Origin of the sequence: Bacillus sp. FSL L8-0099 (genome assembly GCF_038006385.1) — a bacterium.
Classification (GTDB): Bacteria; Bacillota; Bacilli; order Bacillales; family Bacillaceae_G; genus Bacillus_A; species Bacillus_A toyonensis.
The window spans coordinates 4,684,417-4,701,845 of the sequence record NZ_JBBOVC010000001.1; the positions used below are offsets into that span (position 1 = coordinate 4,684,417).

Below are 17,429 nucleotides of genomic sequence, written 5' to 3' on the forward strand. Positions count from 1 at the left end.
TAGCTGACCGCTATTTTTTTTGTAAAAAAAGGACGAAGAGTTTTATCTCTTCGTCCTTTTATATTACCCACGCCCAGCTTGAAACGATGGATATAACGTCATTCCACCATCTGCAAATAGCGTAATTCCCGTTACATAACTCGCCTCTGATGAAGCGAGCCAAGTTGCTACCGCTGCAATTTCTTCCGGTTTCCCAATATAGCCCATCGGTATCATACTTTCTACGTCAGCCCGCTGTTTTGGATCAGCAAACTTTTCGGCATTAATTGGCGTATTAATTGCACCTGGTCCAATATTATTTACTCGAATACCTTTTGGTGCATATTCTAACGCTAACGTTTCTGTCATAAGTTTAATACCGCCCTTACTTGCTGCGTAGTGCACGAATAGTGGCCACGGAATTTTCTCATGAACGCTAGACATATTAATGACAGATCCTTTAATGTCGTGTTCCACAAAATATTTAATCGCTTCACGGCTTCCTAAAAAAGCGCCTGTTAAATTTGTATTGATTACTTTATTCCAATCTTCTAACGGCATTTCATGCGACGGTACCGCGTTTTCTATTCCTGCATTATTAATCATAACGTCGAGCGTACCAAACTCTTTCACAGCAGATTGAATGAGATTCATAACATCTGCCTCGACCGTCACATCACCTTTTACAGCAATCGCTTCTCCGCCTACCTTTTTAATTTCTTCTAACACATCATTCGCTTCTGAATCTCGTGAGCGATAGTTAATAACGACCTTTGCTTTCTCCTTAGCAAACCTTACTCCCATCGCTCTTCCGAGACCCGTTGCTGATCCTGTAATAACGACGACTTTCCCTTCTAAATCACTATACATTTCAATACCTCCTTAACCTTTTGCAATTCCTAACATAATTCCAGCTGCAATAATAAAAACGATCCCAACAACGATACCTGTTAATTGACGTTTCGTTTTTCTTTCGCCTAATATAAGAATCCCGCCAAGCGTCGAAATAACAATTCCCATTTGCGATAGTGAAAAGCTTGTTGCGACTCCGACACGCGGCTGCGAAATGAATAAAAACATATTTCCAGCTGCCCAAATTAATCCTGGAATAATATTTCGTATCGCATATTTATTAAATGGATGATGTTTAAACGTAAGTAAAATACCTCCTAACACCATACCAACTGCTTGTGGTAATAAAGCCGACCAACCATCTACGTTAAATAGCCTAATAACTACTACGTAAACTAAATAACCGACTGTTGAAATTAATAAAATTATGATGCCCCTTTTAAAATTTGCTGCTTGCTCTGCATTTTTTTCTTCTTCACTTTGAAGTGACGTTAAAATAACACCGATAAGAATACAAACGAGCGCTAAAATTCCAAGGACGACTGAAATTGTCGTGGACCATTCATGAAATACGATAACGCCAAATAAAGTCGTCGCAACTAATTGCAGTCCTGTTGAAATTGGCATCGTCCTCGAAACACCCATTAAATCAATACTTTTCAATTGATTCGCCTGACCAAGTGCCCAAAATAAACCTGACACAATTCCAACTCCAATAACGGTAGGAGTAAATACTGGCTTTACAAAAATATAAACAACAATCGAGAAAATAAGTGCACCAAGCGTTGTGCCAAGCGTTTGACTATACGGTCCACCGCCCAGTTTCACGTTAAATAGCACAATACTTCCCCAAAATATAGCTGGTAAAATCGCTAAAAATATATCCATGGCTCATTACCTTTCTTTACGAAATGTCATCAGTTACCGCTCTACACTGTTAGAGTGTGCTTTCATTTTTTCTTTCGCTTGTGCGCAAACCTTTTCTGCGATCGCACTAGAAACATTTTTTTCTCTTTCCACTTTCTTGATCTTTATGTGATCTAAATTATCTTCCAAAGTAAGTGTAACTTTGTCATTTGGCGGATTATGTGCACCTTGAAAAGTAAGAAATTGTAGCGTCACTTCAAATCGAGGAACGAATTCATCTTTCTTGCCGAGACGCTTTATATTTATAACTGAATCGCATTCATATTGATCTTCTGTCGCTTGCCTTATAACGGAGTAATATCGATTTAAGAGCGTACTCTCTAAAAGTTGTTCTTTCGATTCTTTCGCCAAAGAGTCGCTTGGAGAAAAGAGAAAGATAGAACATATCATCGTCATCATTACACATATTTTTTTCATAATGCCCTCCTTGTTCTATAAATTAGTGTTCTCAAAAATACCATAAAAAAACGACTTCCCCTATTCAGGAAAGTCGTTTTAATGAATCCAATATTAACCACCGCTCACTGGCGGTATGAGTGCAACAACATCACCAGATTGAATTTTATCATCTTCATTTGCGTATTCTTCATTAATTGCAACCATAATTGGCGCTGATACTGGTACATTATATTCATTGGCAACAATATCTTTTAACTCTGCAACCGTAATATTTTCTTTCTCTATTCGTAATTCACTTGTTCCTGCTTCTTCTTGCAAGTGCGCAAATAACAATACTCGAATCATACTTATAACTCCTTCCCAGGCTCTCCCGCCGGATATGGCGTTTTTTCTAATTGGTCACCAATCCACGAGTCACCATCTTCCCAAAACTCCTTTTTCCAAATGGGAACGATTTGTTTTATGCGTTCCATAATATATTCATTCGCTTCATAGGCCGCTTTACGATGCGGCGTTGAAACAGCCACAACAACCGCGATATCAGAAATTTGCAATGTACCGATGCGATGCGTAATCGCAACGTGTGTATCTGGCCATTTCTCCTTCACTTCTAAGCCTATTTTCTGTAACATCTTTTCTGCCATCGTCTTATAAGCGACATACTCTAAGTATAATGTACGACGCCCTTTCGTAAACTCCCTAACCGTTCCAATAAACGTTGTAACAGCACCGCATTCACGGCGCATTACTTTCTTCGCTACCTCTTCAATCGAGATTTCTGTATCAATTACTTCATAATATGTATTTATCATTTCGCACTCCTAACCGTTTGTAAAAACCAGTCTATGTACAACTTTTCTTCTGTTATATGAAATACTTTATATTCTTCTCGTAAATTTACCGGCGCATTATACCACGTAATAACCGCTACTACATTTTCTACTTTATGTACAAGTTCAACGTCTTCCGCAGAACGAAGTAACACTACTTTCGGATAGTTCTCTTTTTTATAGCCCTCTATTAAAATTGTATCCACTTCAAAAAACTCATATAAGCGAATAATTTCTTGTAAGGACCATTCCTCTCTTAACGAAGAAAGTGAAAGTAATCCCGCACCTTCTACACTACTTACGACAGCACCGGCTTTTCTGTGTCTTTCACTATCTTTTTGTGCTACTTCTGGAAAACCTCCGTGCCCGTGATGTTTAATTGTAGCAACTTTCATTTCGCTTTCGGCTAAAGCATGCACAACTTTCTCTACAAGTGTTGTTTTCCCGCTATTTTGATACCCTACTATTTGTATGATTGAAGAGGCTTTGCCCAAGGCCAATCACATCCCTCCGAATGCTCTAACAATAATACGGATACTTTCATCCCTGCCTCAAATCCTCTCGTTCCTCCGGGCAACACGATAAACGCATTTGCATCCGCAAGTGAAGAGACCGCACTCGATTTATCTAAACCGACCGGCATCGCTTGTAATGCCCCATCCACGATCGTCACGTTTGCTCTTACGAAACGAGTAAATGGATTTGGCTTTGGAAAATCTTTTTGTAAAATAGCATCAGCTCTATATACGTGAGGCTCCTTCGCATACAAATACGTTTTTATAATCGGATGCACAAATAATTCAAAGCCCACATAACAAGCGGACGGATTTCCTGATAAACCGAAAAGTAACTTCCCATCAACTTCAGCTACTGTCGTTACACTTCCTGGTCTCATAGCTATTTTATTAAAGAGGACATTCGCCTGTAATCTTTCATATATAGCTGGTAAGTAGTCATAATCTCCTACCGAAACACCGCCTGTTGTAATTAAAATATCAACCTCCTCCATCGCCGATTGAACAGCTGTAAAACATGCATCTAGCTCATCAGCAAGTTGGCCATAATATCGGACCTTTCCACCAGCTTTCATAATTTGAGCGGCAATCATATAAGAGTTACTATTTCTAATCTTTCCTGGCTCTAACGACTCGTGTACTTCTAGTAATTCACTCCCTGTCGTTACAATACCGACAACAGGCTGTTTTACAACTTTCACAGTACTATATCCAAACGTCGCTAATAGCGCAGCAACACCTGGATTAATTGCAACACCTTTCTTAACGAGAACTTGATTTTGTTTTATATCTTCTCCTTTAAATGACACATTGTCACCACTATTAAAAGGACGCTTTAACCTCATATATGTTTTTCCGTTCTTCTCAAATCCTTCTGTCAGTTCTAGCATTACGACTGCATTGCAATCCTCTGGAATAGCTGCTCCCGTCATAATACGAACTGCTTCAAAAGAACCTACCTCTTCTACAAAAACAGACCCCGCTCCAATTTCTCCTATCACTTCAAATTCAACTGGATTCTCTTGATTCGCTTCTTTCGTATCTTCTGCTCGAATTGCGAAACCATCGTAAGGAGAACGATCAAAATGAGGAACGTCATGATCTGAGACAACACCTTCCCCAAGAATTCTCCCGTAACTTTCCGTAATAGAAACTTCTTCTACTTCACCATGCTTCGCATATTTCATTACCCGCTCTACTGCCTCAGCAACTTGAATTGGAATTCGTTTTTCTACCATCGTTTCTCACCTCATATTTGCAATTTTTTTTATCTCGATTAAACTTTATATATTAAACAGAAATTACTTCAAGGAGGAATTCCATGTCTTCATTCACACACTTTAATGACCAAGGACGCGCGAAGATGGTTGATATAAGCGACAAAAAAACAACCGTTCGAACAGCAATTGCGTGCTCTAGCATTGTAGTTACGAAAGAAATTTACGATAAAATCTCTCACAATGAAATTGGGAAAGGTGACGTATTAGCAGTTGCCCAAATCGCAGGCATTATGGCTGCAAAACGCACTTCTGATATTATCCCAATGTGCCATCCTTTATTATTAAAAGGTGTTGACGTTTCTTTCGATTGGCAACAATCAAATGAACAATATCGATTACTTATTGAAGTAAAAGTTAAAACAGAAGGTAGCACTGGCGTTGAAATGGAAGCTTTAACAGCTGCTTCTGCTACGGCTCTTACCGTGTATGATATGTGTAAAGCTGTTGATAAAAGTATGATTATTGGTGAAACGTACTTACTTGAAAAAACAGGTGGAAAAAGTGGCGATTATACGAGAAATTCGTAATCCTCTCCGTTGAACCTAAAGGATTTCCTTTAGGTTCAACCTATATATCTTGCATATAAACTTTTCGCTACATTCATATCATTTGTCCCATGAATAAACGCCCTACCATCTGTAAATAGAACAAATCGATATTCTTCTATCGGGAATGATAATAAATAAGGTGTTGCCTTTACCTCTACACTTTTTTGTAAGCGCTTTTTAGTTTCTTCTAAATTAAAATCTTTCCGCATCCCTGGACGAATTTGTACTGTATTCCGCCCACATAACACTTCCGTTTTCGTTTGTGCTTCAAATGTTAAACTCGGATATGTACGTAATCTTCCACAAGATAAACACGTATCTTTTTTCTGCCTATTCACTTTAAATGCCATCTGCTGATTATTCCAAAGGTCAAACGATAGCATCGTTTCACGAAGCGCACCAAAGTCTTCTACTAATATTTTCAATGCTTCTGTTATTTGATGCGCAACTACTAACTGCACCGCTGGCTGTATAATACCAACTGTATCACATGTTGCTCCACTCGCCGGATGCTCCATTAAACAGCGGAAACACGGTGTTTTCCCTGGTAAAATTGTATAAGTCACTCCGTAACTTCCGACACAACCACCATATATCCACGGAATATTATACTTTTGTGAAATATCATTAATGAGAAGACGCGTTTCAAAATTATCTGTCGCATCTAATATTAAGTCTACACTATTCACTAGTTCTTCCATTTCTTGCACCGTTACATCAGTTACAACTGGATTAATTTCCACCTCAGAATTAATCGCTTTTAAATGTTCTGCTGCCGCTACCGCCTTCGGTTTATACTGCTTTGCATCTTCTTCTGTATATAATTGTTGTCTTTGTAAATTGCTCCATTCTACATAATCACGATCTGCAATCGTTACTTTTCCAACACCTGCTCTAACAATCGCTTCTGCATTTGCCGCACCTAGGGCACCAGCGCCGATAATAAGCACATGCTTCTCTCTTATTTTTCGCTGCCCTTCTTCTCCAACACCAGGAAATAATATTTGTCTTGAATATCGCTCCTGCATACGATAGCCCCCTTCCTTATCCTCCTATATAAGACATTTCAATTTTCGGACGATTTTTTGCACTTTCTTCTGTCCGTTCATCTGAATATCTATCTTTTCTATTCATCCATACATCTTGTATAACATGTAATAGCTCTTCATCCGAAAGATTATCTCTAAGAAGTTCCCTTATATCCAATCCTTCCGTCGCAAACAAACAAGTATAGAACTTTCCATCCGCCGAAATTCTCGCTCTCGTACAAGAAGAACAAAACGACTCAGAAACAGAAGTAATAAAACCGACCTCTACATTTGTTCCAACATACCGATATCGTTTCGCAACTTCACCAAAATAATGCGCTTCAGCTTGCTCAAGCGGATACACTCCATGAATTGTCTCAATTAATTCCCGCTTCGTAACTACTTGATCAAAATTCCATCCATTCGTACTACCAACGTCCATAAACTCAATAAATCTAAGCGTGATTCCTTGTTCTTTAAAATATGCAGCCATCGGTAGTACTTGATGATCGTTCATCCCTTTTTTCACAACCATATTTACTTTTACTTCAAGCCCTGCCTCTTTTGCTGCTATAATGCCCTTAATCACAGGTTTCGTATTAATATTTCGACCATTAATATTTCTAAATGTATCATCATCTATCGCATCTAAACTAACATTCACTCTATGTAATCCAGCTTCTTTTAATGCCTTCGCTTGCTTCGTTAAATGAATTGCATTTGTCGTTAACCCTATATCTACTAGCCCGTCAATTTTCACGAGACGTGCAATAAGTTTTGTTAAATCTTTACGAAGCAGTGGTTCGCCACCAGTAAGTCTAATTTTTCGTACACCGATGCTAACAAACACTTTTGCCAAACGTTCAATTTCATCAAACGTCAGTAAAAACTCATCTTTCAAAAAAGCATAATCAGGCCCAAATACTTCTGCTGGCATACAATATGTACATCTAAAATTGCAACGATCAATGACAGATATGCGTAAATCTTGAAGTGGGCGTCCAAAAAAGTCTTTAACCATCTCCTGCATCGCCACCCTCCCTTTCTGCCAAATTTCTTTCTTTTCATTCTATTATAATATATTTTCGAACTGCGATGTTTTTGCTAAGGTGAATAAAGTGAAACTTTAAACAATAGGAAGTTATCCATTCCCCTCTGATTAGCGAGAGTTACTCTCAAATACTGGGATAAAAAAACCTTGAAACATAAAAGTTCCAAGGTTTTCTACTTATTAACTTAATCTAATAATCGTTAGAGTAGCTCCTGGCGTTGCCGTAGATAATGTAGCCAGTGCAACTACTCCAAATAATTGCAAACTAACGGCAGCTCCAGCAGGCAAATTAGCAATTATTGTTGCACTAAATGAACCAGTAGCCACTGCTGGGGAGTTTATCGTTCCCGCAAGCGGACTTCCATTTACAGTTATACGCGAACTTACAAGTAATCCTGCTGTTAAATTAATTGTATAGGCTATATAATAATTCCCTGCATTGGCAACTGTAAATACAGTATTTCCACCACTAACGGTTATTCCTGGTCCAATATTTTGATTGTTTGGTAATGGGATATTTGTACCGCCTAATAAAACAGAAATAACACTTCCTGATGTATTATTCGCAAATGCATACGTTGCAGTTGTACTAACTCCAGTCGCCCCGGTCGCTCCAGTGGCTCCGGTTGGGCCTGTTGGACCTTGGATTCCTTGTGAACCGGTTACTCCCGTCGCTCCGGTTGGACCTTGAATTCCTTGCGGGCCTTGAATTCCTTGTAGCCCTGTTGCTCCGGTTGCTCCGGTCGCTCCCGTGACTCCCGTTGGTCCTTGAATTCCCTGTGGGCCTTGCGCTCCTGTTGCACCCGTGTCCCCGGTTGGGCCTTGTGGACCTTGTAAGCCTTGCACTCCTTGAGGACCTGTTGGACCTATTTCCCCTTGCACTCCTTGTATTCCAGTTGGGCCTTGTGGACCGGTCGGACCTTGGATTCCTTGTATCCCTTGAATTCCCTGTGGTCCTTGTGCTCCCGTCGCCCCGGTTACTCCTTGTATCCCTTGTAGACCTTGTTCTCCTTGAATTCCTTGTGGTCCAGTTGGCCCTTGAATTCCTTGAGGACCTTGTATTCCTTGTGGACCTTGATCTCCCGTCGCCCCAGTTACTCCTTGTATCCCTTGTGGACCTTGAATTCCTTGCGGGCCTGTTGGACCTATTTCTCCTTGCACACCTTGTATTCCTTGTGGACCCTGTAAACCCGTCACTCCGGTTGCTCCCGTTTCTCCTGTCGCTCCTGTCACTCCAACCGGCCCTGTCGCTCCGGTATCTCCGGTTGCCCCTGTCGAACCGGTTGCTCCGGTCGGTCCAGGTGGCCCACCGGATGGACCTGTCACTCCTGTCGGACCTGATGGTCCCGTTGGGCCAGTCGGTCCTGCTGGTCCTCCTGAAGGTCCCGTTACCCCTGTTGGACCTGTAGTTCCTTCCCCTGTCGCCCCAGTTGCTCCCGTATCTCCTGTCGCTCCCGTCGGACCTTGTATCCCTTGAATTCCTTGTGGTCCTTGCACTCCTTGTGCACCTGTTGCTCCTTGAATCCCTTGAATTCCTTGCACTCCCTGTGGCCCCATCGGACCTGTTGGACCAATTGCCCCTTGAGCACCTTGCACTCCTTGCGGGCCCTCTGGACCGGTTGCTCCTATTTCCCCTTGTATCCCTTGAATTCCGGTTGCTCCTTGTGCTCCTGTTGCTCCCGTTATCCCTTGCACACCTTGTATTCCCTGTATTCCTTGTGGGCCTTGTGGGCCCGTTGCTCCTACCGGTCCTTGTATGCCTTGTATCCCCTGTGGCCCCTCTGGACCCGTTGCTCCAACTGGACCTGGCACTCCTTGTATTCCTTGCGGGCCTTGAAGTCCCTCTGGGCCTTCTGGACCTGTTGGGCCTATCTCACCCATCGGACCTTGTATCCCTTGAACTCCTTGTGGTCCCGTTGCTCCTGATGGACCTGGTACTCCTTGTATACCTTGTGGACCTTGATCTCCGGTTGCTCCTGTTACACCTTGAGGTCCTATAGCTCCCTGTATACCTTGTGGGCCTTGATCTCCGGTTGCTCCCATTATTCCTTGAATCCCCTGAACACCTTGGATCCCTTGCTCACCAGTTACTCCCGTCGGACCAGGGATACCTTGAATTCCCTGTGGCCCTTCTGGACCTGTTGGGCCAATTGGCCCTTGAATTCCTTGTATTCCTTGTAGCCCCTGCGCACCTGTTTCTCCTGTACTTCCTGTCGGACCGGTTAGCCCCTGACCTGTTGCTCCAGTATTTCCAGTTGCTCCTGTTGGTCCTGTCACCCCTGTACTTCCACTCGGTCCACCCCCAGGACCTGTTGCTCCTGTCGGGCCAGTTGGACCTGGAGGGCCTCCTGAAGGTCCAGTTATCCCTGTTGGACCTGTTATTCCTGTCGGGCCTGTAATCCCTTGACCTGTTGCTCCTGTTGTTCCCGTACTTCCACTCGGTCCCTCTGTCCCTTGGATTCCTTGCACTCCTTGAATCCCTTGTGGACCTGTTGCTCCCGGTATCCCTTGCACTCCTTGGATTCCTTGAGAACCCTCAGGTCCGGTAGCTCCAATCGGACCCTGTAATCCCTGTACACCCTGTATCCCTTGTACTCCAGTCGGACCTGTTGGACCAATGGGCCCTTGTAATCCTTGCACACCCTGTAAACCTGTCGCTCCAGTTTCTCCTTGTGGTCCTCTCAATCCTTGTGGCCCCTGCTGTCCTTCTGGTCCAGTCGCACCTATTGGTCCGACTGGACCTTGAATTCCTTGCACACCTTGAGGTCCTGTTGGGCCCATCTCCCCCATTGTGCCTTGAAATCCTCTTGGTCCTTGTGGGCCAGTCGGACCTTGTGGACCTGTTGGGCCAGTAATCCCAATGCCAATAAATCCCGTTGGAACGGGAGGAAAAGTAGGGCCAATAAGATTTGGTGAAATTCTGAAATTAGAGTTTAATGAATTTTGTTTCCCTTTATTATCACGATTTTTCACACTTTCACCACCTAAAAACCAACTTTTTCATAATAAATAAACCTCTTCTTCTTAATCTATTTACAAAAATAATCCCCAAGACTATTTTTATTTTAAATAATAAAAACTCCCTTAATTCCTTAAGGGAGTCCAGCAATTGAATCCATATTATCTGTATTCGGGACAGCTTGCGCTATACTCGATGCATTTACACTTTGCCCCATATTTGTTGCTGTTACAGTACCAGCAGGAGTACCTCGTGTATATGTTGTCGTCACAGAATCACCCGGCTGTAAACAAAGCTTCGTCTCTGTTCCTATTACTGTAACAACATCAATCCAAGTACACCCCATTGAACCACTATACGATTTCGTAGCAGTAAATGAAGTATCACTCAAATTGTCACCTGTAAATATATTCCCAGTATTATTAACAATAACAAACTCTTTTATATGCGCAGGCATAATTACACTCTACCTTTCCTCTACGAACCTAATGTACGTGTGCTCGTTGCTAATGGCGGAAGGAATACTGATGTTCTAATCACCGCTTCTGGCTGCCTTTTTCCATTTAAAAAAATCGCCGCACTCGATCCTCCAGCACCCGCGTATATTTTCGCTACAGCTAAAGGTGAGATATCATAACAGTCGCCGACATTAACAGCTCCTGTATTATTAATAATTTTTACTTTACGCAAATTAATCCCCATTTCCCCCTCCTCCTTTTGTATACTGTATGCAAAAGAAAAAAACTTGAAACAGACTCGTTTCAAGTTTTTAGTAATTAACTATTTCATTTCGCCTTCATATTGAAGCATACCGCCAACCATATTCACTGTTTTAAATCCTTGCTCATTTAAATAATGGCATACATTCTCACTGCGCATTCCCGAACGGCAAATAAAGATATATTCATTCTCTTTATTAAAGAAGTCTACTTTATTTGGGATATCACCCATTTTAATATGTACCGCTTCTGGAATTTTCCCTGCTGCTACTTCTTCATCTTCCCTTACATCTACTAAAAATAACGTTTCTCCATTTTCTAAACGTTCTTGTACTTCTTCTGTTGTAATTGTTTTTACTTCTGTCATATGTCGTTCCTCCTTATATACAATAAAACCTTTCGTTTCTTCTTTAAACAACCATTTCTAATCAATTTTAGCATGCAAAAGAAGGAACGCAAAGAATGGAGAATTTATTTCTCAATTTCTCCGTAAAACTTATTCTTTACAAACATCTCTATCGCATTGTATCCTCAATATACTTGTTTTATGAAAGGAGTCGATTAAAATGACACTTTTTCTTTTCATTATGAGCATTATTTTTTTAACCGCCGCAATTATTGTACTCAGCATGAAAAATAATAAAAAGTTAAAATCTCCCCAAGAAATGTCATTCTTATTTCTATTACTTAGTATAGCGTTCTTCGGTATAGCAATCGCTACATATATTTTCCGTCTACAAATCATGTAAAAAAAGGTGCCTACTACACATATTGCACCTTTTTCACATCATTTATTTTCTACACAAAACTAGACACTTTCCGATTTAAAAATTCATAAACTTTCTTTTCAAATAAATGGATATCTAACGCTCCCGCCATATGCCCATTTATACTTTCTATTTCATAGACCTCCGCATACTTCCCTTGTTTTTGCAAAATGTCTACCATTTTATAATTGTAACGAGACGGCTGAAGTAAATCTTGTTTACACGGAATCATAAGTACATTCGCTTCTATGTTAGAAAGAGCCTCTTCCAAAGAAGAAAATCCATGCGCAATATCATGCAATAAAACTGCTTTCGCAGTGTACATCCACGAATTTGCATCTACTAACTCTATACTTTTGTATGTCACTTTATTTATCTCTTTCTCAAATGATGTTAATGTAGAAAACTTTTCATAAGGTTCTACCTCAATACTGTTACGAGGAAATTCCGTTTCATAAAAATGCTCATCAAACGCGTTCATAAACATCATTCTGTTTGCTAAATGAAGCCCCTGCATTGGCTGTGTTTCTCCATATTTCCCGCCCTTCCAACTTGGATCTAGTTGAATTGCTTCAATCGCATTTTGCGCTACATTTACTGACGTTATAGTTGGATTTTGCGGGTTCGTAATAACGCCAATCATTCGCTCTACCATATGAGAGTAGTGAACAGCCCATTGCTGCGCAATCATTCCACCCGCCGACGGCCCTATTACAGCATGTAACCTTGAGATTCCCATATTTTTTATTAACTCATATTGTATACGAGCTACATCAAGAAAGGTAAACACAGGGAAATCCATAACATACTCTTCCCCTGTTTCTGGATTAATCGACTTCGGTCCCGTTGTAATTACATACGGGTTCTTCACCTGTACATTACAAAGATTATCAGTACATATAACAAAATATTTATTTGTATCAATCGCTTTTCCAGGTCCAATTAGCCCATCCCACCAACCAGACTCCTCATCATGCACAGTATATTTTCCTGCTGCATGACTTGTTGCACTAAAATAATGACAAACCAAAATGGCATTTGACCTTTCTCTATTTAAAATACCATACGTCTCATATCCCATTTGAACAGGAATTTCCCTACCATTTTCAAATGTAAACTCATTTAATGCAAACTTCTCTTTTTTTACAATTTGCACAGACTCTCCCTCTTCCCGTTATAGTATGAACTGCTTACTAAAGGTTTTTTTCTATGCAAATCAATCTCCTTCTTCTTTTCATAAATAAATGAATAATATACAAAATTAGCCACAAAATAGCACTATATTACAAAAATCAAAGAGGGCATACATATGATTTGGAATTGGCTACGTAAGAAAAAAAAATCAAATTCAACAGAGACAAAAGAAGCAGATAACCCGAAGCAGCAGCCTAGTAATCAAGAGATTGTGAACAAAGATCAGACTAGAAGTATGAAACATAATAAAGGTGATAGTAGCGAGCAAAAAAACTCGAAACAAGATGATTACTCTCATAAGAAACAGCAAAATTCTAAAAAAGATGATCCTTCTCATGAGAAACAGCAAAATTCGAAACAAGACGATTCCTCTCATGAGAAACAACAAAACTCGAAACAAGACGATTCCTCTCATGAGAAACAACAAAATTCTAAGCAAGACGACTCTTCTCATGAGAAACAACAAAATTCTAAACAAGCCGACTCTTCCCATGAGAAACAACAAAATTCTAAACAAGACGACTCTTCTCATGAGGAACAGCAAAACTTGAAACAAGACGATTCCTCTCATAAGAAACAACAAAATTCTAAACAAGACGACTCTTCTCATGAGAAACAGCAAAACTCGAAACAAAATGATTCTTCTCAGAATAAACAACAAAGCTCTGGAAGTAATAGTATTTATGATTTTTCGAAGCCAGAAAAAGACCGTATTCATTCACTACAAGATTTAATAGAGAAGCTCAAGAAGTCTAGTGATTTTGTTAATTATCACACATCTGATGATGAAACGATGCCATATTGGATTTCTTACTATCGTCCTTCACTTGATGGGGAGAAATTGCAAAAGTATTTAATGCCTACTCTTTTGGAACGACCTAATGCTTCACTAGAAGAACTGAAGGAACATATTCCGATGAGTGGTATCACAATTACGAATGACTTACAAAAAATTGAGGACATGGTTTTAAAAGGACATGCAATTATTCAATTGAAGCAGCAAGATCAAAAATGTATGCTTGCAAACATTGCAATTGATAATTATCGTGCACCAACCCCTCCTTTAAACGAATCAACTGTTATTGGACCACAAGAAGGTTTCGTAGAGGATATTGATACAAACATTAATTTAGTTCGAAAACGTCTTCCTGTTTTAGATTTACAAACAAAAGAAATGATTATCGGCGAGTTTTCCAAAACAAAAGTTGTCATGATGTATTTAGACAACCTCGCTGAAAAAGATAATGTAGATTTTCTCGAGGAATCATTACGCGCTCTTGAATATGATCAAATTAATGATAGTGCTTATATACAAGAATTGATGGGTGAAAAATCGATTTTCCCTCTCTATATCAATACAGAACGCACTGATAGAGTTACAAAAGCACTCATTGATGGAAAAATCGCTATTTTTGTTGATGGTTCTCCAAGCGTGCTACTTACTCCAGTATCCTATTTCGATTTTTTCATTTCACCAGAAGACTATAACGTCTCCTGGATGTACGCTACATTTTCAAGGATTTTAAGATTAATCGCCGTTCTATTTTCAATCTGCGCTACACCGTTATACGTTGCAGTCTTAAATTATCATTATGAACTCATTCCAAGTGACTTACTTGAAACTTTGATTTTATCAAGGGCACAAGTACCGTTTCCACCTTTAATTGAAGCGCTCTTTTTAGAACTTGCAATCGATTTATTAAGAGAAGCTGGTGCAAGGTTACCGATGAAGGTCGGTCAAACACTCGGTATTGTAGGCGGTATCGTAATCGGACAAGCATCTGTACAAGCTGGTTTAACGAGTAATATTTTATTAATTATTGTTGCATTATCAGCACTCGCTTCTTTTATTACACCTATTTATAAAATGGGTAACGCTGTTCGATTACTACGCTTTCCTTTTCTTATGTTTGCAGAAATAGGAGGACTTTTCGGGATTTCTCTTGGATTTATCTTCTTATTTACTCATCTATTCAGGCTTACGTCCTTACGTAAGCCGTACGCTTTGTTTTATCCGACAAGACAACAATCCGTTAAAGATTCTTGGATTCGTTTCCCTTTAACAATGATTGATACAAGAGATGTGCAAGCAAGACCACAACATGTAAAAAAAGCAACGAAAGGAATTTCAACAAAACATAGATCGGACTTTGATGATTAAGAAATGAGGTGCATTGATGAGTAAAGTTCAAGAAAAATATCAAATATCTCCTGTCTTTGTTTTCTTCTTAATTCACAGTGCACAATTTGGTGCCGGAGTTCTCGGATTCGCTCGAATTATTGCAAAAGCTGCTGGATACGACGGCTGGATGGGAGTTTTAATCACAGGATTCTGTATCCATATTCTTATATGGATGATGTATGTCTTATTAAAAGAAACAAACGGTAATTTAATTGATTTACATCGGCAAACATTTGGAAAATGGCTTGGGGACGGTATTAATATCATCTTTGCTGCTTATTTTTTAATCGTCAGTATTTCCGTCATTCGAACATACGTTGAAATTATTCAAGTGTGGATGTTTCCTACCGCTTCAACTTGGATGTTAACACTCTTTTTATGCTTAGTTAGCTATTACATTATTTCTTCTGGCTTTCGTGTCATTACTGGTATTTGTGTTATATCTGTTGGTGGTACATTGGGATATTTATTGCTTAGCCTATTTGTTTTGAAATACTCACATTGGGATAATCTACTTCCTATATTCACACATTCTTTTTCAGATATTTTAAAAGCCTCTCAACTGTCCATCTACAGTATGACCGGTTTTGAGATTTACCTCATGGTTTATCCATTTGTGAAAAAACCTATGCAATCTCATAAATACGCTCAATACGGGGCACTATTTTCAAATCTTCTATATTTATTTAGTACCCTTTTAGCCTTTGCATTTTTTAGTGAAAAACAATTGTTAAAAACGATATGGTCGCAACTTTCTATGACCCAAGTAATCCAATTACCATTTATAGAAAGACTAGAATATATTGCAATTTCAGCTTATGCACTCGTTATTGTCACTAGTTTCATCCTCCCCTTATGGGCTGCAGTGAGAGGAACTCACGAAATATTTCGCGTAAAACAAAGAGGTGTTTTAATTGCTTTCATCCTTATCACCCTCATTGTTTCACAACTTTTAACAAACAGACACGATATTAATAACTTTATTAGTAATGCATCAAAAGTTAGTTTTTGGCTCATTTATGTATACATCCCAATTCTATTTATTATTGTGTGGGTGAAAAGAAAATGGAAAAAATCAAAAGCAAATTAATACTTATTTCTTGTATAACATTCTTCAGTTTAACTGGATGTTTACAAAAAAATATTATCGATGATGTACAACTTATTCAAGGAAGCGTTTTTGATGTAGCAAAAGATAATAAAATAAAAGTGACATTCGTTTGTCCCATTCAGAAAAAAGGAAATAAAGTTCAAGTTTTTGAAGGCAGCGCAAATGCGGTAAAACAAGTAAAAGCAGACACATCTTTAGAGTCTTCTCAACCGTTTGCTAGCGGACAAATGCGTGTCGCTCTATATACGATAAGACTTGCAAAAAAAGGAATGTCTACTTCATTCGATACATTACTTCGAGATGTGAATATAGGAAACGCTTTATATGTTGCTTTATTAGAGGGGAATGGTACCGAACTTTTAAAAGGCAAATATACAACTTCATATAACGTTGCAATTTATATAAAAAAGTTGCTAGAACATAATATGGAGACCGGTCCTTTACCAACGGATAATCTGCATGTAGGAGCATTCCGTTATTATCAAGAAGGGCAAGACTACTATATTCCAATTTTAAAGAAACATGGTGATAAAATAAAAATCACCGGAATTGGTCTTTTTAAAAAAGATAAATATATCGGTAAAATTGCGCAAAAAGATATGTTCATATTTAAAGGACTGTTAGAAAAACATAAATTAGATTCACATGAATTTAAAACAGATTCTGCGTACGTAATGATTAATAATATTCGTTCTGTTCCAACTTACGATATAAAGATTAAAAACGGAAAGCCTTCTTTTTTCATTCACGTTCATCTTGATGCACGTATTCAAGAATTATCAAAACAAATTAACTTAGAAAATAACAAGAACACAAAAAACATTGAAAAAAATGTACAAAAACAATTGGACGTACAGGCTGCCAAATTAATTAAGCAGTTCAAATCTTTAGGCGTCGATCCCCTCGGGCTAGGAGCAAAATATAAACACCATTATCGCCCCTTCAAATTAGAAGAGTGGAGACAAATGTACAAAGATGTTCCGATTCATATAAAATACACCGTAAACATTACAAATTCTGGTGTAATTGAATGAGAAATGATTGAACTCCTCTCTCCGGCATGGTACAACGGATAGAGGAGTTTTTAT

At 39.2% G+C, this 17,429-nt stretch carries 19 protein-coding genes; 5 read left to right on the forward strand and 14 right to left on the reverse strand.

The genetic code is table 11. The features are described from left to right. Positions 1 to 63 precede the first annotated feature (63 nt). The 7 genes from MHH42_RS23865 to moeA all read right to left on the reverse strand — a co-directional run bounded on the left by MHH42_RS23865 (position 64) and on the right by moeA (position 4,740). Positions 64 to 849, reverse strand: coding sequence for a glucose 1-dehydrogenase (locus MHH42_RS23865; RefSeq protein WP_000286691.1), 786 nt, complete (start codon positions 847 to 849; stop codon positions 64 to 66). 12 nt (positions 850 to 861) lie between these two features. Further along, positions 862 to 1,719 carry a glucose uptake protein GlcU gene (gene glcU / locus MHH42_RS23870; protein ID WP_097873176.1) on the reverse strand — a complete coding sequence of 286 codons (858 nt, stop codon included), beginning with the start codon at positions 1,717 to 1,719 and terminating at the stop codon, positions 862 to 864. Positions 1,720 to 1,752: 33 nt separating this feature from the next. Next, positions 1,753 to 2,175 (reverse strand): DUF3888 domain-containing protein, encoded by a 423-nt coding sequence (locus tag MHH42_RS23875; RefSeq protein WP_097873175.1) that lies wholly within the window; start codon positions 2,173 to 2,175, stop codon positions 1,753 to 1,755. A gap of 93 nt (positions 2,176 to 2,268) precedes the next feature. Beyond that, positions 2,269 to 2,502, reverse strand: coding sequence for a molybdopterin converting factor subunit 1 (gene moaD, locus MHH42_RS23880; RefSeq protein WP_000621781.1), 234 nt, complete (start codon positions 2,500 to 2,502; stop codon positions 2,269 to 2,271). A 2-nt stretch (positions 2,503 to 2,504) separates the two neighbouring features. Continuing rightward, a complete protein-coding gene (gene moaE / locus MHH42_RS23885; protein ID WP_000611224.1) occupies positions 2,505 to 2,969 on the reverse strand; it encodes a molybdopterin synthase catalytic subunit MoaE in 465 nt (154 codons plus the stop codon). Further along, complete coding sequence (mobB, locus tag MHH42_RS23890; protein ID WP_002156535.1) at positions 2,966 to 3,487, reverse strand: molybdopterin-guanine dinucleotide biosynthesis protein B; 522 nt, start codon at positions 3,485 to 3,487, stop codon at positions 2,966 to 2,968. The genes moaE and mobB overlap by 4 nt, the downstream gene beginning before the upstream one ends. Further along, positions 3,451 to 4,740, reverse strand: coding sequence for a molybdopterin molybdotransferase MoeA (gene moeA / locus MHH42_RS23895; RefSeq protein ID WP_340894313.1), 1,290 nt, complete (start codon positions 4,738 to 4,740; stop codon positions 3,451 to 3,453). The genes mobB and moeA overlap by 37 nt, the downstream gene beginning before the upstream one ends. Positions 4,741 to 4,823: 83 nt before the next feature. Between moeA and moaC the strand changes: the two genes are divergently transcribed. Then, the gene (moaC, locus tag MHH42_RS23900) at positions 4,824 to 5,309 is read left to right on the forward strand and encodes a cyclic pyranopterin monophosphate synthase MoaC (protein ID WP_000094155.1); all 486 of its coding nucleotides are present in this window, start codon (positions 4,824 to 4,826) and stop codon (positions 5,307 to 5,309) included. 35 nt (positions 5,310 to 5,344) lie between these two features. Here moaC and MHH42_RS23905 read toward each other — a convergent pair whose 3' ends face one another. From MHH42_RS23905 to MHH42_RS23930, 6 genes are all read right to left on the reverse strand, one after another. Next, complete coding sequence (locus tag MHH42_RS23905; RefSeq protein WP_001158077.1) at positions 5,345 to 6,358, reverse strand: molybdopterin-synthase adenylyltransferase MoeB; 1,014 nt, start codon at positions 6,356 to 6,358, stop codon at positions 5,345 to 5,347. Between the two features lie 16 nt (positions 6,359 to 6,374). Continuing rightward, a complete protein-coding gene (gene moaA / locus MHH42_RS23910; protein WP_001157125.1) occupies positions 6,375 to 7,388 on the reverse strand; it encodes a GTP 3',8-cyclase MoaA in 1,014 nt (337 codons plus the stop codon). 201 nt (positions 7,389 to 7,589) lie between these two features. Further along, complete coding sequence (locus MHH42_RS23915) at positions 7,590 to 10,382, reverse strand: BclA-related collagen-like exosporium protein (protein WP_097873173.1); 2,793 nt, start codon at positions 10,380 to 10,382, stop codon at positions 7,590 to 7,592. A 119-nt stretch (positions 10,383 to 10,501) separates the two neighbouring features. Then, the gene (locus tag MHH42_RS23920; RefSeq protein ID WP_097873172.1) at positions 10,502 to 10,825 is read right to left on the reverse strand and encodes a hypothetical protein; all 324 of its coding nucleotides are present in this window, start codon (positions 10,823 to 10,825) and stop codon (positions 10,502 to 10,504) included. A gap of 20 nt (positions 10,826 to 10,845) precedes the next feature. After that, entirely contained in the window at positions 10,846 to 11,070 is a 225-nt protein-coding gene (locus MHH42_RS23925) for a spore germination protein (protein ID WP_000512461.1), read from the reverse strand. A gap of 78 nt (positions 11,071 to 11,148) precedes the next feature. Beyond that, a complete protein-coding gene (locus MHH42_RS23930; protein WP_000141215.1) occupies positions 11,149 to 11,454 on the reverse strand; it encodes a rhodanese-like domain-containing protein in 306 nt (101 codons plus the stop codon). Between the two features lie 199 nt (positions 11,455 to 11,653). Between MHH42_RS23930 and MHH42_RS23935 the strand changes: the two genes are divergently transcribed. Then, positions 11,654 to 11,836 carry a hypothetical protein gene (locus tag MHH42_RS23935; protein WP_000171892.1) on the forward strand — a complete coding sequence of 61 codons (183 nt, stop codon included), beginning with the start codon at positions 11,654 to 11,656 and terminating at the stop codon, positions 11,834 to 11,836. 49 nt (positions 11,837 to 11,885) lie between these two features. Here MHH42_RS23935 and MHH42_RS23940 read toward each other — a convergent pair whose 3' ends face one another. Next, positions 11,886 to 13,010: a homoserine O-acetyltransferase family protein gene (locus MHH42_RS23940; RefSeq protein ID WP_340894321.1), complete on the reverse strand. Its 1,125-nt coding sequence runs from the start codon at positions 13,008 to 13,010 to the stop codon at positions 11,886 to 11,888. Positions 13,011 to 13,163: 153 nt separating this feature from the next. On the opposite strand from MHH42_RS23940, the gene MHH42_RS23945 reads away from it, so the two are divergent. The 3 genes from MHH42_RS23945 to gerHC are packed head-to-tail and all read left to right on the forward strand — an operon-like array spanning position 13,164 to position 17,375. After that, positions 13,164 to 15,209 carry a spore germination protein gene (locus MHH42_RS23945; protein WP_340894322.1) on the forward strand — a complete coding sequence of 682 codons (2,046 nt, stop codon included), beginning with the start codon at positions 13,164 to 13,166 and terminating at the stop codon, positions 15,207 to 15,209. A gap of 16 nt (positions 15,210 to 15,225) precedes the next feature. After that, positions 15,226 to 16,320: a spore germination protein gene (locus MHH42_RS23950; RefSeq protein ID WP_097873169.1), complete on the forward strand. Its 1,095-nt coding sequence runs from the start codon at positions 15,226 to 15,228 to the stop codon at positions 16,318 to 16,320. Next, a complete protein-coding gene (gene gerHC / locus MHH42_RS23955; protein WP_000411379.1) occupies positions 16,296 to 17,375 on the forward strand; it encodes a spore germination protein GerHC in 1,080 nt (359 codons plus the stop codon). Before MHH42_RS23950 ends, gerHC begins: the two co-directional genes overlap by 25 nt. Positions 17,376 to 17,429 lie beyond the last annotated feature (54 nt).

Coding starts and splice junctions, on each gene's coding strand:
- moaA (WP_001157125.1), bottom strand. CDS start 7,388: ATGCAGGAGATGGTTAAAGACTTTTTTGGACGCCCACTTCAAGATTTA.
- MHH42_RS23920 (WP_097873172.1), bottom strand. CDS start 10,825: ATGCCTGCGCATATAAAAGAGTTTGTTATTGTTAATAATACTGGGAAT.
- moeA (WP_340894313.1), bottom strand. CDS start 4,740: ATGGTAGAAAAACGAATTCCAATTCAAGTTGCTGAGGCAGTAGAGCGG.
- MHH42_RS23935 (WP_000171892.1), top strand. CDS start 11,654: ATGACACTTTTTCTTTTCATTATGAGCATTATTTTTTTAACCGCCGCA.
- MHH42_RS23925 (WP_000512461.1), bottom strand. CDS start 11,070: ATGGGGATTAATTTGCGTAAAGTAAAAATTATTAATAATACAGGAGCT.
- MHH42_RS23875 (WP_097873175.1), bottom strand. CDS start 2,175: ATGAAAAAAATATGTGTAATGATGACGATGATATGTTCTATCTTTCTC.
- MHH42_RS23930 (WP_000141215.1), bottom strand. CDS start 11,454: ATGACAGAAGTAAAAACAATTACAACAGAAGAAGTACAAGAACGTTTA.
- MHH42_RS23865 (WP_000286691.1), bottom strand. CDS start 849: ATGTATAGTGATTTAGAAGGGAAAGTCGTCGTTATTACAGGATCAGCA.
- MHH42_RS23945 (WP_340894322.1), top strand. CDS start 13,164: ATGATTTGGAATTGGCTACGTAAGAAAAAAAAATCAAATTCAACAGAG.
- MHH42_RS23950 (WP_097873169.1), top strand. CDS start 15,226: ATGAGTAAAGTTCAAGAAAAATATCAAATATCTCCTGTCTTTGTTTTC.
- moaC (WP_000094155.1), top strand. CDS start 4,824: ATGTCTTCATTCACACACTTTAATGACCAAGGACGCGCGAAGATGGTT.
- MHH42_RS23905 (WP_001158077.1), bottom strand. CDS start 6,358: ATGCAGGAGCGATATTCAAGACAAATATTATTTCCTGGTGTTGGAGAA.
- glcU (WP_097873176.1), bottom strand. CDS start 1,719: ATGGATATATTTTTAGCGATTTTACCAGCTATATTTTGGGGAAGTATT.
- gerHC (WP_000411379.1), top strand. CDS start 16,296: ATGGAAAAAATCAAAAGCAAATTAATACTTATTTCTTGTATAACATTC.
- moaD (WP_000621781.1), bottom strand. CDS start 2,502: ATGATTCGAGTATTGTTATTTGCGCACTTGCAAGAAGAAGCAGGAACA.
- moaE (WP_000611224.1), bottom strand. CDS start 2,969: ATGATAAATACATATTATGAAGTAATTGATACAGAAATCTCGATTGAA.